General features: G+C 61.2%; 8 protein-coding genes. 7 read left to right on the plus strand and 1 reads right to left on the minus strand.

What is annotated here, in order from left to right; translation table 11 throughout:
- The first annotated feature begins 56 nt into the window (after positions 1-56).
- The 6 genes from OQE62_RS15635 (at position 57) to OQE62_RS15660 (ending at position 12,352) form a co-directional block, all read left to right on the plus strand.
- A complete protein-coding gene (locus tag OQE62_RS15635; RefSeq protein WP_265722976.1) occupies positions 57-1,808 on the plus strand; it encodes a glycoside hydrolase family 6 protein in 1,752 nt (583 codons plus the stop codon).
- 141 nt (positions 1,809-1,949) lie between these two features.
- The gene (locus tag OQE62_RS15640; protein WP_265722977.1) at positions 1,950-3,341 is read left to right on the plus strand and encodes a cellulase family glycosylhydrolase; all 1,392 of its coding nucleotides are present in this window, start codon (positions 1,950-1,952) and stop codon (positions 3,339-3,341) included.
- A 103-nt stretch (positions 3,342-3,444) separates the two neighbouring features.
- Complete coding sequence (locus OQE62_RS15645; protein ID WP_265722978.1) at positions 3,445-4,836, plus strand: methyltransferase family protein; 1,392 nt, start codon at positions 3,445-3,447, stop codon at positions 4,834-4,836.
- 143 nt (positions 4,837-4,979) lie between these two features.
- A complete protein-coding gene (locus tag OQE62_RS15650; RefSeq protein ID WP_265722979.1) occupies positions 4,980-7,625 on the plus strand; it encodes a rhamnogalacturonan lyase family protein in 2,646 nt (881 codons plus the stop codon).
- A gap of 361 nt (positions 7,626-7,986) precedes the next feature.
- Positions 7,987-10,785, plus strand: a complete 2,799-nt coding sequence (locus tag OQE62_RS15655) for a glycoside hydrolase family 9 protein (protein WP_265722980.1) — start codon at positions 7,987-7,989, stop codon at positions 10,783-10,785.
- Positions 10,786-10,960: 175 nt separating this feature from the next.
- On the plus strand, positions 10,961-12,352 hold the full coding sequence (locus tag OQE62_RS15660; RefSeq protein WP_265722981.1) for a cellulase family glycosylhydrolase: 1,392 nt from the start codon (positions 10,961-10,963) through the stop codon (positions 12,350-12,352).
- Positions 12,353-12,373: 21 nt separating this feature from the next.
- On the opposite strand, the gene OQE62_RS15665 is transcribed toward OQE62_RS15660, so the two are convergent.
- Entirely contained in the window at positions 12,374-13,405 is a 1,032-nt protein-coding gene (locus OQE62_RS15665; protein WP_265722982.1) for an integron integrase, read from the minus strand.
- 707 nt (positions 13,406-14,112) lie between these two features.
- On the opposite strand from OQE62_RS15665, the gene OQE62_RS15670 reads away from it, so the two are divergent.
- Entirely contained in the window at positions 14,113-14,496 is a 384-nt protein-coding gene (locus OQE62_RS15670; RefSeq protein ID WP_265722983.1) for a hypothetical protein, read from the plus strand.
- Positions 14,497-14,647 lie beyond the last annotated feature (151 nt).

A 14,647-nucleotide genomic window follows, 5' to 3' on the forward strand; every position in this document is an offset into this window, starting at 1 on the left:
CGGCGCACTTCTAAAAATAATTCTAAAAAGAATGAATCAGCGAGAAGGGAGAAACCATGTACCGATTATTCAACAAAAGCCTGCTGCTTTTGATGTTGTTATTCAGCCTGCCGTCCGCCTATGCGGCCCAGGCCACCATGAATATCGTCAACGACTGGGGCAGCGGTTTCCAGGCGGAAATTGTTGTCGTCAATGACGGTTCCAGTGAACTCACCGACTGGTCGGCGGAGTTCGACATGCCGGTGGAAATCAACAACCTCTGGGGCGGCGTAATCGTTTCCCACACGGGGGATCACTATGTCGTGGCTGCTGCCGGCTACAATAGTAGCATTGCCCCCGGTGGCCAGGTCAGCATCGGCTTTCTCGGCACACCGGGCGATGTCTCTCCGGCACCGGTGGTGGTAACCGGGGATAACGGCTCTTCATCGAGCTCATCGAGTTCGTCCAGTTCGAGCAGTTCCAGCTCCTCGAGTTCATCCAGCTCCTCGAGTTCATCCAGCAGCTCCAGCTCGAGCAGTTCTTCATCGTCCAGCAGTTCCTCCAGTAGCAGTTCCGGTTCTTCCGGTGGCCGCGTGGATAACCCCTTCGCTGCCTCGAGCAACTGGTATGTGAATCCTGCCTGGGCAGCCAATGCCGAAGGCGAGCCCGGCGGCAGTGCCATTTCCGGCTACAGCTCCGCTGTCTGGATGGATCGTATCGGTGCGATCACCGACGGTATCGGCCTGCGCGGCCACCTGGACGAAGCGGTGGCACAGGGAGCCGACCTGTTTACCTTCGTGGTCTACAACCTGCCCAACCGCGACTGCGCCGCGCTGGCTTCCAGCGGCGAACTGCTGATCGCCGAAAATGGTATGCAGCGCTACCAGGAGGAATATATCTCGCCGATCGTGGATATCATTTCCGATCCGGCCTACGCGGATATCAGGATTGCCGCCATCATCGAGGTGGATTCGCTGCCGAACCTGGTGACCAATCTGGATGATCCGGATTGCCAGGAGGCCGACGGCCCGGACGGCTACCGCGACGGCATTCGCTACGCGCTGAACCGCCTGTCGGAAGTGCCCAATGTCTACTCCTATGTGGATATTGCCCACTCCGGCTGGCTCGGCTGGAGCAGCAACTTCGGCCCGGCGGTGGACCTGATCGGCGAGGTGGTGGAAAGCACCGATGCAGGCTGGGACAGTGTGGCCGGCTTCGCCTCCAACTCCGCCAACTATACACCGGTGGAAGAGCCCTACCTGCCGGACCCGAGCCTGAACGTGGGCGGCCAGCCGGTACGCGCGGCGGACTTCTACGAGTGGAACGACTATCTCGCGGAGCTGAATTTCGTGCAGGACTGGCGCGAAGCCATGATCGCCCGCGGTGCGCCGGAGTCCATCGGTATGCTGATCGATACCGGCCGCAACGGCTGGGGCGGACCCGACAGACCCACCGGTGCTTCCAGCAGCACCGATCTCAACACCTACGTCAGTGAGTCGCGCATCGACCGCCGTGTTCATCGCGGCAACTGGTGTAACCAGCCGGGCGGCGTAGGTTTCCGGCCCCAGGCTGAACCGCACGCCGGAGTGGACGCCTATGTGTGGATCAAGCCCCAGGGCGAGTCGGACGGTATCTCGGATCCGGATTTCGAACAGGATCCCAACGATCCCAACAAGAAGCACGACCCCATGTGCGATCCGAACTACCAGGGCAACGAACTCAACGGCAACAGCGCGACCGGCGCAATGCCCAATGCACCGCACGCGGGCCGTTGGTATCCGGAGGCGTTCCAGTTGTTGATGGAGAATGCCTATCCGCCGCTGGATTGAGTGGTTCGCAGATAATGCACTGCAATGTGCATGATTGAGAGCACCGGGCCTTGTCGGCTGCTCTCTCCCGGTTGCATAGGGAGGGGGCCGTTCGATGATCCCGGTGCTCTGTTTCACAGAAGCAGAAAAACAGGAACGAAAATGAAAAAACTGATTCACCAACTGTTCGCTGCAGCCCTGATCCTGGCCGCGGTCAACAGCTGGGCCGGTTTCTCCACGGAGAACGGCCAGTTGCTCGACGCCAACGGCAATCCGTTCATCATGCGCGGCGTCAACCACGCCCACACCTGGTGGCCGAGCCATACCGAGCAGGCGCTGATGGATATCGCCGATACCGGCGCCAACACCGTGCGCATCGTGCTGGCTACCGGCGGCCAGTGGGCGCGTAACGACGGCGCCGATGTAACCGGTATCATCAGCCAGTGTAAATCCCTGGCACTGATCTGCATGCTGGAAGTGCACGATGCCACCGGCTGGGGCGAGGACGATGGCGCGGTGCATATTTCCACAGCGGTGGATTACTGGACCAGCCCGGATATTCTCGACGCGATTCAAGGCGAGGAGGATTACATCTTGGTCAATATCGCCAACGAGCCCTTCGGCAACAATGTGGCGGAAAACAGCTATGTGGAGGACACCGCGGCGGCCATCCAGTCCCTGCGCGACGCCGGCCTCACCCACACCATCGTGGTGGACGCGGCCAACTGGGGTCAGGACTGGGAAGGGTTCATGCGCGACAACGCCGGGACACTGGCGGCTGCGGATCCCCTCGACAACCTGCTTTTCTCCGTGCACATGTACGAGGTCTATGCGGATCGCGACAGCGTGGCCAGTTATATGCAGGCCTTTGAGGAGATGAACCTGCCGCTGATCGTGGGTGAGTTCGGCCACGAGCACAACGGCAACCCGGTGGACGAGGACGCGATACTCGATGAAGCCCGGGCCCGTGGCATCGGCTACCTGGGCTGGTCCTGGTCCGGCAACGGCGGCTGTTGCACGGAACTGGATATGGCCGTCGACTGGAACCCGGGGAACCTCTCCGGTTGGGGCGAGCGCCTGATCCACGGTGTGGACGGTATCGCCGAGACATCCCGGTGTGCCAGCGTATTTCCCGGCTGCAGCGGCACCGGATCCTCGTCCAGCAGTTCGTCCTCCAGCTCCAGCGCATCCTCCAGCAGTTCTTCGTCGAGCAGTAGCTCGTCCAGTTCCAGCAGCTCCTCTTCCGGCGGCAACGGCAGCCTGGCCTGCGACCTCGGCGACGTGAATGACTGGGGTTCCGGCTTCGTACTCAACAGTGTCACCGTGACCAATACCGGAAGCACAGCGGTAAGCGGCTGGGATGTGCAATTGCAGTTCAGCCAGGATGTGAACATCAGCAATGCCTGGGGTGTCCAGCTTGGCGGCAACAGCGGCAGCCTGCTTGCCGGTACCAATGTCGGTTACAACGGCCAGCTACAGCCGGGCCAGAGTGCCAGTTTCGGCCTGCAGGGCGCACCCGGCAATCTGGGGACTGTCACCTGTACAGCGGAGTAAATCGCGGTAATCTATAGGGGCCTGTCTCGAATGGCGCCCGCAGAATAACAAGAGGAACAACCGATGTGCCGCATAAAGCTGCTATCCGCCGGGAGGTCCGCCCGTGTATAGCCAGACAGCCGATGCCGCGGAGCTGACCGCCGGAAAAAGTGAAAACACCTGGATCACCGACCGCGCCTGGCTCAGCGGCCTCGCCGGTGCCCTGGCGGTGGTGCTGCTGGCGGCCTGGTTCAACAGTAAAGACGCCCTGGCGCAGGGGTTGTCGATCGGCGGCTGGCAGTTGACCGACAACCGGCTGGATACGGTGCTGGCGGCGCTGGCGCTCAGCACGCTCGCCATGCTGCTGGTGGAACTGGTGCGCCTCCGGCAGTGGCACGGCCGGGATTTTTTCCGCACGCACCCGGACCTGCGCCGCGGGCTCTGGCTCAAGTTCCTGCTGGACGGTTGCCTGCACTACGGTGTGTACCTGGGGCTTCTGGCACTGGTGACTTTTTTCTTCCACAGCGCCGGCGAGTACGGTTTTGCGCAGCAGAACCCCTACTACCAGCCCTGGTTCCGGCTACTGGAACTGGCCTGGAGCGTCTGGGCCTGGGGCGGGCTGCCCTATGTCCTGCTGACCCGCGCCCTGCGCCACTCGCCGGAGGCCGACCGCATGGATACGGCGGCGATGGCGATCGGCTGGCTGGGGGAATTGTTGCGCGGGCGCAAACCATCGCTCGGCGAGGCGCAGCGCAAGAACCTGCGCGCACTGCTGGTGAAGCTGTTTTTCGCCCCGCTGATGACGGTGTTCTTCGCCGACCAGTTTCCGCACCTGGTGAACAATATGGGCTATGTCTTCGACGGCCTGCCCGCCGCCGTGGAGGCCGGTCGCTACAGTCACAGCCAGTTCAATACGGATTTCTTCAACATTTCCGTCGCATTGGTGTTTTCCATCGATGTGGCCCTGGCCTGGTGCGGCTATGTGATTTCCAGCCGCTGGGTGGACAACCAGACCCGTTCCGCCGAGCCCACCACCCTGGGCTGGCTGGTATGCCTGGTGTGCTACCCGCCGTTCCAGATGTTCCTGGGCCTCTACTACGGCGCGCCGGGAGAGCGGGAAGTACTGCAACTGGGCAACGCCTGGCTGGTCAGCCTGTTCAGCATCCTGATGCTGGCCAGCTACCTGATCTACGTGGCTGCCACGGCGCATTTCGGGGTGCGTTTCTCCAACCTCACCCACCGCGGGATCATCCGCACCGGCCTCTACGGACTGGTGCGCCACCCGGCGTACGCCTCGAAGAACTTCGCCTGGTGGTGCGTGATGTTCCCGGTGATTGTCTACTGGGGTTTCAGCGGCAACTGGCAGCTGGCGCTGGCGCAGACACTGGGCCTGCTGTTGATGACCTGGGTTTACTACTGGCGGGCGATTACCGAAGAGCGGCACCTGGATGCGGACCCGGATTACCGCGACTACTGCAGGCAGGTGCGTTACCGGTTTATTCCCGGGCTATTGTAAGGCCAGACGATAATCACCGCCCTACGAGATCCACTAAAACCTGATACGAAACGCAGTATCTGCAGGGTAGGGCATTTTCCAGAAATTCCGGCGCGAAGTGGAGGTAACGAGAGTACGCCGACAACCATCGAGAGAAAACGGCGATGAGTAAAAACAACGGATTCATTTGCGCCCGCCTGTGGGCCGCACTGATGGCCTGTGGCTGTATTCTGCCGGCACAGGCACAACTTTCCTGTGAAGTGGATTATCCCACTAACGACTGGAACGGCGCTTACCAGGCGGATGTAGGTATCACCAATACCGGAACCGAAGCGATCGCCGGCTGGACCCTGGAGTGGGACCTGGGCGCCGGCGAGACGCACAGCGGCGGCTGGAATGCCGATATAGTGCAGAGCGGCACCCGCATCAGTGCCTCCAACAGCGCCGACCACTGGAACGGCACCATTGCCCCCGGCGCCACCCACCGCTTCGGTGTCCAGCTCGACGACGCCGAGCCGCCGGCCCACCTGCCCGCCGCATTCATCCTCAACGGCACCCTGTGTAGCGGCGGCGCCTCGTCGAGCAGTTCCTCCTCGAGCTCATCCAGCAGTAGTGCCTCTTCCAGCAGCAGCTCCTCGAGTTCCTCCAGCGGCGGCGGTGGCAGTGCCGTTACCCTGCAGGAAAACGCCGCCGGTTTCTGCGGTGTGGACGGCACCATCGACAGCAACCACGAGGGCCATACCGGCAGCGGTTTTGCCAACACCGAAAACCTCTCCGGCACGGGCATCCGCTGGAGCGTCAATGCGGCCGCTGCCGGCGATTACCTGCTGGACTGGCGCTTCGCCAACGGCGCGGACAGCCGCCCCGGCAATGTGCGTGTAAACGGTGCGGAACAGGCCGGTGTGGATTTCCCCGGTACCGGTGCCTGGAACAGTTGGAGCCGGGCCGGCGCCACCGTCTACCTGGAAGCCGGGGCAAACAGTGTCGAGCTAGTGGCCGACGGCAGCGAGGGGCTCGCCAATATCGATTCCCTCACGGTTACCGGATACGCGCCCGCGGCCGGGGAGTGCGCACCCAGTGGCAGCGGCCGCTACCGTATGGAAAGACTCGACCGCGGCGTTTCCGTGGTGCCCACCGGTAGCGGCAACCTGGTGAGCTGGCGCCTGCTGGGCACGGACGATCCGGCCGTGGCCTTCAATCTCTACCGCGATGGCCAGAAAATCAATGGCGACCCCATCGACGGTGCCTCCAATTACCTGGACAGCGGCGCCGACCCGTCGGCGCAGTATTCGGTGCGCGCCATTACCGGCGGCAGCGAAGGCGCGCCGGTGGCCGCGGAAGTGGTGTTCAACGGCAGCGGCTATTTCGATGTACCACTGCAGCGCCCCGCCGACGGCCCCGATTACAGTTACTCCGCCAACGACGCCAGCGCGGCCGATCTCACCGGCGACGGGCAGTACGAACTGATCGTCAAATGGGACCCGAGCAATGCCCGCGACAATTCCCAGAGCGGCCATACCGGTAACGTCTACATCGACGCCTACCGTCTGGACGGCGAGCGCCTGTGGCGCATCGACCTGGGGCGCAATATCCGTGCCGGTGCCCACTACACCCAGTTCCAGGCCTACGATTACGACGGCGACGGGCGCGCGGAAGTGGCGATGAAAACCGCCGATGGCACCGTGGACGGTAGCGGCAACACCATCGGCGATGCCGGTGCGGACTACCGCAACTCCGGGGGCTATATTCTCTCCGGCCCGGAATACCTGAGTATTTTCGACGGTGTCAGCGGCGCCGCCGTGGATACCGTCGACTACCAGCCGCCGCGAGGCGACGTCTGCGACTGGGGTGACTGCTACGGCAACCGCGTCGACCGCTTCCTGGCCGGCACCGCCTGGCTGGACGGCGCAACCCCCAGCCTGGTTTTTTCCCGCGGCTACTACACCCGCTCGGTGATCTGGGCCGTGGATTTCGATGGCGAGAATCTCTCCACCCGCTGGCTTTTCGATTCCAACGAGGCCGGCAGCCAGTACGAGGGGCAGGGGGCCCACAGCCTCTCCGTCGCCGACCTGGATGGAGACGGCCGCCAGGATATCGTCTTCGGCGCCATGGCGATCGGGTCCGACGGCCAGCCGCTGTGGAATACGCGGATGTACCACGGCGACGCACTGCACGTGAGCGATTTTGTCCCCAATCGCCCGGGGCAGGAAGTCTTCATGCCCGGCGAGCACAGCGACCAGCCCTCTTCGCGGCTGATCGGCGCCGATGGCTCGGTGATATTCCAGACCGTACCCAGCGGGGACAACGGCCGCGCCGTGGCCGGCAATATCTGGAGCGGCAATCCCGGCGCGGAATTCTGGTCCTCCCGCGTCAGCGGCCTGCTGGATGCCGGCGGCAACGCCGTGGCGAGCAAGCCCGGCCCCACCAACTTCCTCATCTGGTGGGACGGCGACGGGGAGCGGGAACTGCTGGACGGCACCCGCATCGATCAATACGATCCGGGCCAGCGCCTGCTCACCGGTTCCGGTGTGGCCTCCAACAACGGCACCAAGGCCACGCCGGCGCTGTCCGCCGATCTTTTCGGGGACTGGCGCGAAGAAGTCGTGTGGCGCACCAGCGACAGCTCGGCCCTGCGGATTTACGCCACGCCGCGGACCACCGATCTGCGTATTCCCACCCTGATGCACGACCCGCAGTACCGGGCGGCCATTGCCTGGCAGAACAGCGGCTACAACCAGCCGCCGCATCCCGCCTTCTATATCGGCAGTGAAGTCCTGTCCTATCCCTGGCCCGATATCCAGACCCCCTGAAGGGCCGGCCGGGGCCGCCGCTTTGGCCGGCCCCGGTTGCGGCAGGACTGTGAACGGGTTCGCTCCCGGTGCCTTCCCGCCCCGCAGCGGATCGACAAAGTGGGAGGTTCAACCTCCCGCGGTTCGCGAAGTTGGACCTCGTCTGCGCAATAAATCCACCGATCTCATTTAGTCGGACGCAAGCCCGCTCCGGAGGGGGTAGGGTGAAATGGCTGTATCGACGGAAAAAGGAAGTTCTGAGCGGGCGTTTTGACGCGGTGTGGTTCGGGGATTGGTGAACCGCTGTGTTACCGCCAAGACGGTCCGGGTTTGTCCAGAGCTTCGCAGACAATAAAAATGAGGCTCCTGTATGAAACGATTGATGAGAGTTTGCTATCCACTGTGTGCCCTGGCCGCCGGCGTCTCGGTTGCCGCCAGTGCACAGACCGCCCCCAACTACGGCGAGGCGCTACAGAAATCGATTTATTTTTACGAGGCACAACAGTCCGGTCCCATCCCCGCCTGGAACCGCAACGAATGGCGCGGCGATTCCGGCATGAGCGACGGCGCCGACAATAATGTCGACCTCACCGGCGGCTGGTACGATGCCGGCGACCACGTCAAGTTCGGTTTCCCCATGGCCGCCAGTGCCACCATCCTCGCCTGGGGCGCAGTAGAAAACCGCACCGCCTATGAGCAGACGGGCCAACTGTCACACCTGAAAAACAACCTGCGTTTCGTCGCGGACTATTTCGTCAAGGCGCACACGGCCCCGAATGAACTCTGGGGCCAGGTGGGCGCGGGCAACACGGACCACGCCTGGTGGGGTTCCGCGGAAGTGATGCAGATGGAGCGCCCCTCCTACAAGATCGATGCCAGCTGCCCCGGTTCCGATCTGGCCGGTGAAACCGCCGCGGCGCTGGCTGCGATTTCCATGGTGTTCGAACCCACGGACCCGGCCTACGCCGACGAGCTGCTGACCCACGCGGAACAGCTCTACAGCTTCGCGGACAATTACCGCGGTGAATACACCGACTGCATTACCGATGCATCGGACTTTTACAATTCCTGGAGCGGCTACAACGACGAACTGGTCTGGGGTGCCGGCTGGCTCTATCGTGCCACCGGCGATACCGGTTACCTGGACAAGGCGGTCGACTACTACGACAACCTCAGCAATGAGCAACAGCAGGATGTGAAATCCTACAAGTGGACCCACGCCTGGGACGACAAGAGCTATGGCACTTATGTGTTGATGGCGCAACTGACCGGCGACGCCGAGTACCGCGCCGATGCCGAGCGCTGGCTGGATTTCTGGGCCACCGGCTACGACGGCGACCAGGTCACCTATACCCCCGGCGGCCTGGCGCACCTGGACCAGTGGGGCGCGGCCCGCTACAGCGCGAATACCGCCTTTATCGCGCTGGTCTATTCGGATTTCCTGGAATCGGTGGATCCCGGCAATACGCGGGCGCAGACCTACTACGACTTCGCCTCCGGCCAGATGGAATACCTGCTGGGCGACAACCCGATGAACATGAGCTACCAGATCGGTTACGGCAGTGTTCACCCGGTTTCCCCCCACCACCGCACCGCCCACGGCTCCTGGAACGACAGCCTGGAGGAGCCGGTGGACAATCGCCACACCCTCGTGGGGGCGCTGGTCGGTGGGCCGGACACCAACGACAACTTTGAAAACGACCGCGGCGACTATGTACTCAACGAAGTGGCCACGGACTACAACGCCGGCTTTACCGGCGCCCTGGCGCGCCTGTGGCAGGATTTCGGCGGCGACCCGATTGCCGAGGCCCAGTTCCCGGCACCGGAAACCCGCGACCTGGAATTCTTCGTCGACGCCAAGCTGAACTCCAGTGCCGACCGCCACACGGAAATCAGCGCGCGCCCGCACAACCGCAGCGCCTGGCCGGCGCGGCTCACCGACAACCTGAGCCTGCGCTACTGGATCGATATCTCCGAACTGGAAGACGCCGGCTACAGTGCCGACGACCTGATCCTCTCCAGCGCCTACAGCCAGGGCAGCGACTATACCGGTCCCTACGCCTGGGGCGATCCGGCCGACAATCTCTACTATGTGGAAGTGTCCTTCGAGGGCGTCGATATCTATCCCGGCGGCCAGTCGGAATCCAAGAAAGAGGCCCAGTTCCGCGTCGCCGTGCCCGAGGGCGCGCCCTGGGATCCCACCAACGATCCCTCCTGGGACGACTACGGCAGCAGCCGCGAACAGGCCCCGCTGATCGCCCTCTACGACGACGGCGAACTGATCTGGGGGCAGGAACCCGGCGGCGGCTGTGGCGGCGATACCGGTGTCAATTGTGCGCCCACCGCCGACAGCCAGAACCTGTCCACGCCCTACGAGACCTCCCTGTCGATCACGCTCAGCGGCAGCGATAGCGACGGCAGTATCACCGGCTATACCATCGAGAACGGTCCCGTCGATGGCAGCCTCAGCGGCAGTGGCGCCAGCCGCCTGTACACGCCGGACAGCGGTGCCTTCGGCAGCGACAGCTTCACCTTCACCGTCACCGACGATCGGGGAGCGACTTCCTCCCCGGCCACCGTGACCATCGATGTCGAAGCGCCGCTGGTGCCCGCGGTAAGTATTTCCAGCCCCGCCGACGGCGAGCGCTTCGCGCTGGGCAGCGATATCCCGGTGCAGTACAGCCTGCAGAACGCCGGGGGCGTCAACCTCTATCTGGATGGCGGCCTGGTGGACAGCGGCAGCGGTTCCGGCACCGTTACCGTACCGGCCCCCGCGTCCGTGGGGCAGTACGAACTGGATATCGTCGCCACCGAGAGCGGTGAAGAGCTGGATGCCAGCGACAGTGTGACGGTGGAAGTCCATGAACCCGTCGCCGGAGAGGTAAGCTGCAGCCTCGGCAGTTCCGATGTCTGGAATAGTGGCTTTGTACTGAATGGGATCACTGTTACCAACGAAAGCGATACTGCGGTGGAAGGCTGGCAGGTGACGCTGACCTTCGATGAGCCCGTCGATTTCGTCAATGGCTGGAACGCCGAGTTCGACGGCTCCGCCGACGGCTTCACGGTAACTGCCAGCGATATCGGCTGGAACGGCAACCTGCAGCCCGGAGACAGCGCAAGTTTCGGTTTCCAGGGCAGCCACGGTGGCAACTTCCAGCCGCCGGTGTGCAGCGCCGACTGACGGCAGCAAACGGGCGGCAGCGGCCGCCCGTTTTTCTATCACTCAAGTTCTGGAGTTCGAGGTACTTGTGGGTAGCACCCCGCTTCAGCTCCCGGAACCGAACCCCGAAACTTGAGCTACAACGCTTCTATTTCCCTCGAGCTGTACCTCCAATAGCCAACACGGGACAAACACAATGAACAATCAACAAAGAACAGTTTTTCAGAATCCGTATCGGTGGACCGGTATTGCCGCGATACTGCTGCTGGCGCTGTGCAGCACCGGCGCCTGGGCGGTGGAACCGCTGACGGTCAACGGCAACCGCATACTGGCGGGTGGCGAAGTGCGCAGCCTCGCCGGGCCCAGCTTTTTCTGGAGCAACACCGGCTGGGGTGCCGAGCGCTTCTACAACGAAGGGGCGGTAAGCTGGGTCAAGAGCGACTGGAATGCCAACCTGGTGCGCGCCTCCCTGGGCGTGGACGGCGAGGGCGGTTACCTGGAAGACCCGCAAGGCAACAAGAGCCGCGTGGTCGCCCTGGTGGAGGCCGCCATCGCCAACGATGTGTATGTCATCATCGACTGGCACACCCACCACGGCGAGGACAACACCGCTGAGGCAGTGGCTTTCTTCGAAGAAATGGCGCAGGCCTACGGCCATCACGACAACGTCATCTACGAGATCTACAACGAGCCCCTGCAGGTTTCGTGGAGCAACGTGATCAAGCCCTACGCGGAAACCGTGATCTCCGCCATTCGCGCCATAGACCCGGACAACCTGATCGTGGTCGGCACGCCCAGTTGGTCGCAGGATGTAGACGCCGCCTCTTGGGACCCGATCCAGGGCCACGCCAATATCGCCTACACCCTCCACTTCTACGCCGGCACCCATACACAATACCTGCGGGACAAGGCGCAGACTGCACTGAACAACGGTATCGCACTCTTCGTGACCGAATGGGGCACGGTCAATGCCGACGGCGACGGTGGAGTGGCCCAGGGTGAAACCCAGAACTGGATGGACTTCCTCGAAGCCAACCACATCAGCCACGCCAACTGGGCACTCAACGACAAGGAAGAGGGCGCCTCCGCACTGGTGCCCGGCGCCAGCGCCAACGGCGGCTGGGACCAGAGCCAGCTCACCGAATCCGGCCGGCTGGTGCGGGATATCGTGCGCGGCTGGGATGGTGGGGGCTCCTCCTCGAGCTCCAGCTCTTCCTCCAGTTCCAGCAGCAGCTCCAGTTCCTCATCTAGCTCTTCCTCAAGCTCCAGCTCGGGCGGCAGCGGCGGCATGGGCTGCGACCCGGGCAGCGCCGATGTCTGGAGCAGCGGCTTTGTACTGAACAATGTCAGCGTGAACAATGGCGGCAACTCGGACGTCAGTAGCTGGCAGGTATCGCTGGAATTCCCCCAGCCCATCCAGCTTGCCAATGGCTGGAACGGGGATTTCAACCTCTCCGGGGATGGCAGAATTCTGACGGTCGCCGATATCGGCTGGAATGGCTATCTACAGCCGGGCCAGTCCACGTCCTTTGGCCTGCAGGGAAACTACAGCGGCAATTTCCTGATGCCCGAATGTACCGTTGACTGACCGCGCCGTGCGGCAACAGTATCAGGCCGCCAGGTCGTAGACCGGCAGCGCCTCGGAAATCTCGGGCGACAGCCGGTCTACCGGACTCAGCACCCCCTTGCTGCCACGGTTCACCACATGGGTATAAATCTCCGTCGTGCTGATATCCGCGTGGCCCAGCAGCTCCTGGATCGTGCGCAGATCGTACCCCGCTTCCAGCAGATGTGTGGCAAAACTGTGGCGGAAAGCGTGCGCCCGCGCGGGCTTGTTGATTCCCGCCGCCTTGACCGCGTGGCGGATCTGTCTTGCCAGCGCTGAAGCATGGGCGTGATGGCGGCGGACCTCTCCGGTCCGGGGATCCGGGGCCAGCCGGCTGGCCGGGAACAGGTACTGCCAGGCCAGCGAGTGCGCGGCCCCCGGATATTTCCGCTCCAACGCATTCGGCAAGTGAACGGCCCCATGGCCGTTGGCCAGGTCCTGGGCATGTATCAACCTGACGATATCGATCTGCTGACGCAGCGCCGGGACCAGCGCCTGCGGCAGGATCGTTGCGCGGTCCCTGTTACCCTTGCCACCGCGTACAAACAGGTTGCCGCTGCCGAAATCCAGATCCTTTATCCGCAGGGAAAGCAACTCCGCACTGCGCAATCCACTCCCGTACAGCAGTTCCACCATCAATCGATAATCGCCATTCAGGTGTGCCACTATGGCCTGGACTTCCGTGCCACTGTAGACCACCGGCAGCCGCCGATGCTGCTTGGCGGGGGAATACTGCAGGTTGGAGATATCCCGCTCCAGAAAGCGGTGGTACAGGTACACCAATGCGTTCAACACAATCCGCTGAGTATTGACCGAGCAGTGGCGATCTACCGCCAGGTGGTTGAGGTAGGCCTCTATCTCCCGGGTCCCCAGCTCTTCCGGATGACGCAGGCCGTGAAAATGAATAAAGCGTTTAATCCAGTGGACATACGTCTGTTCGGTACGGTAGGCCAACCCCGCCTCCCGGATATGCCGCCGCAAACGCGGAACAAAGCGATCGGACTCCTGTGGCAGAGCGTGGCGAATATCGTCCATGATTATCTCCTGATTACTGTTTTTATATACAGTCTATGGGCCGATTCCTGGCTGTCAACAGCCATGATCAGAAGCAGGAGGCTTCTATCTACAGGAAAAAACGCGTAAGTTGTTGACTTATAAGGGTGTCGCTATAGGATCAAGAGCGAAGAGATAGATAATACGATAGACAGCTTCGCTTTATAATTCTGTATAAAAAACAACCTTTCTTTCTTATGTTATTGATTTTAAAGGTATTTTTTGAGTTTTCGGTCGGGTGCTCTCTGCAGATAGAAGCGAGGTGATATAGAGCGGCTGGCTTTTGAATTAACTGTTAAGGTTTCTGATGTATCAGTGCCCGAAATGTAAGAAAGCAGAGTTCAGTTTATGGCAGAAGCTTTGGGCAACCAGGGTTTCTCCAAAGTGCTGTCGAAATTGTGGTGTCAGCTGCTTTATACCAATAAGGTATGGATTCTACATATATCTATACATGTTTATTCCATTCTGGACCGTAGTTTCAACTGCGTATTATTTAGAAAATAGGTTAATTTTATGGTCGGTTGTGCCACTTTTGGGTTCACTTTTCTTTCTATACGCAGTTCGTTCGCCGTTACAATGCGGCGACTAAACCTTAACAAGCACAGGCACAGCGACGGCTTTTCCGCTGCGGCTGCGCCTCCGCTACAAAGCCGCGCGTGCTGTGGACGTTAGCGAAATGAAATTAAGAAATGACACACGAAAATTCAAGTATCATTCGCCCATTATCTGAAAGAGAAAAAGAGCTTTTATTCTGGCTTTCTACTCATCCAACATCAGATGTGCATATTCCCGGCAATGAAATTGATGATCTGTCTATTGCTGCGGAGTGTGGGTGCGGCTGTGCAAGTGTTGATTTCGCAATAGGTGGTGAGCCAATTAGTCAAGAAAATGGCATAACGATCGTTGCTGATTATTTGTACAAGTCAAGTGAGCAGAATCAAATGGGATGTTTTCTATTCCTTTCAAATGGGCATTTGGGCGGGATTGAGGTATGGTCTGTAGATGGTGCAGAAACCCCAAAGAACCTCCCTGCCCCCCAAGAGCTATACAGCTATGAGCAAGCGCAGCGCTAACCATTCGTTGCAGGGGACGTGCCACAATATGCACCTTTTGCGCGGGTCGCTACGCTCCCATTATCGCGCAAAAGCTGCATATTGCGTCACGCCCCTGAACTCGGCGTTAATTGCGACATGAAGTCGTATAAATTTCTGTTACACACTCTGA

This window comes from Microbulbifer halophilus, from assembly GCF_026183675.1.
GTDB classification, from domain to species: Bacteria; Pseudomonadota; Gammaproteobacteria; order Pseudomonadales; family Cellvibrionaceae; genus Microbulbifer; species Microbulbifer halophilus.

What these genes read in the sequence shown, in the direction of transcription:
- OQE62_RS15655 (WP_265722980.1), top strand. Translation starts at nt 7,987, where the DNA reads ATGAGAGTTTGCTATCCACTGTGTGCCCTGGCCGCCGGCGTCTCGGTT.
- OQE62_RS15670 (WP_265722983.1), top strand. Translation starts at nt 14,113, where the DNA reads ATGACACACGAAAATTCAAGTATCATTCGCCCATTATCTGAAAGAGAA.
- OQE62_RS15665 (WP_265722982.1), bottom strand. Translation starts at nt 13,405, where the DNA reads ATGGACGATATTCGCCACGCTCTGCCACAGGAGTCCGATCGCTTTGTT.
- OQE62_RS15635 (WP_265722976.1), top strand. Translation starts at nt 57, where the DNA reads ATGTACCGATTATTCAACAAAAGCCTGCTGCTTTTGATGTTGTTATTC.
- OQE62_RS15640 (WP_265722977.1), top strand. Translation starts at nt 1,950, where the DNA reads ATGAAAAAACTGATTCACCAACTGTTCGCTGCAGCCCTGATCCTGGCC.
- OQE62_RS15650 (WP_265722979.1), top strand. Translation starts at nt 4,980, where the DNA reads ATGAGTAAAAACAACGGATTCATTTGCGCCCGCCTGTGGGCCGCACTG.
- OQE62_RS15660 (WP_265722981.1), top strand. Translation starts at nt 10,961, where the DNA reads ATGAACAATCAACAAAGAACAGTTTTTCAGAATCCGTATCGGTGGACC.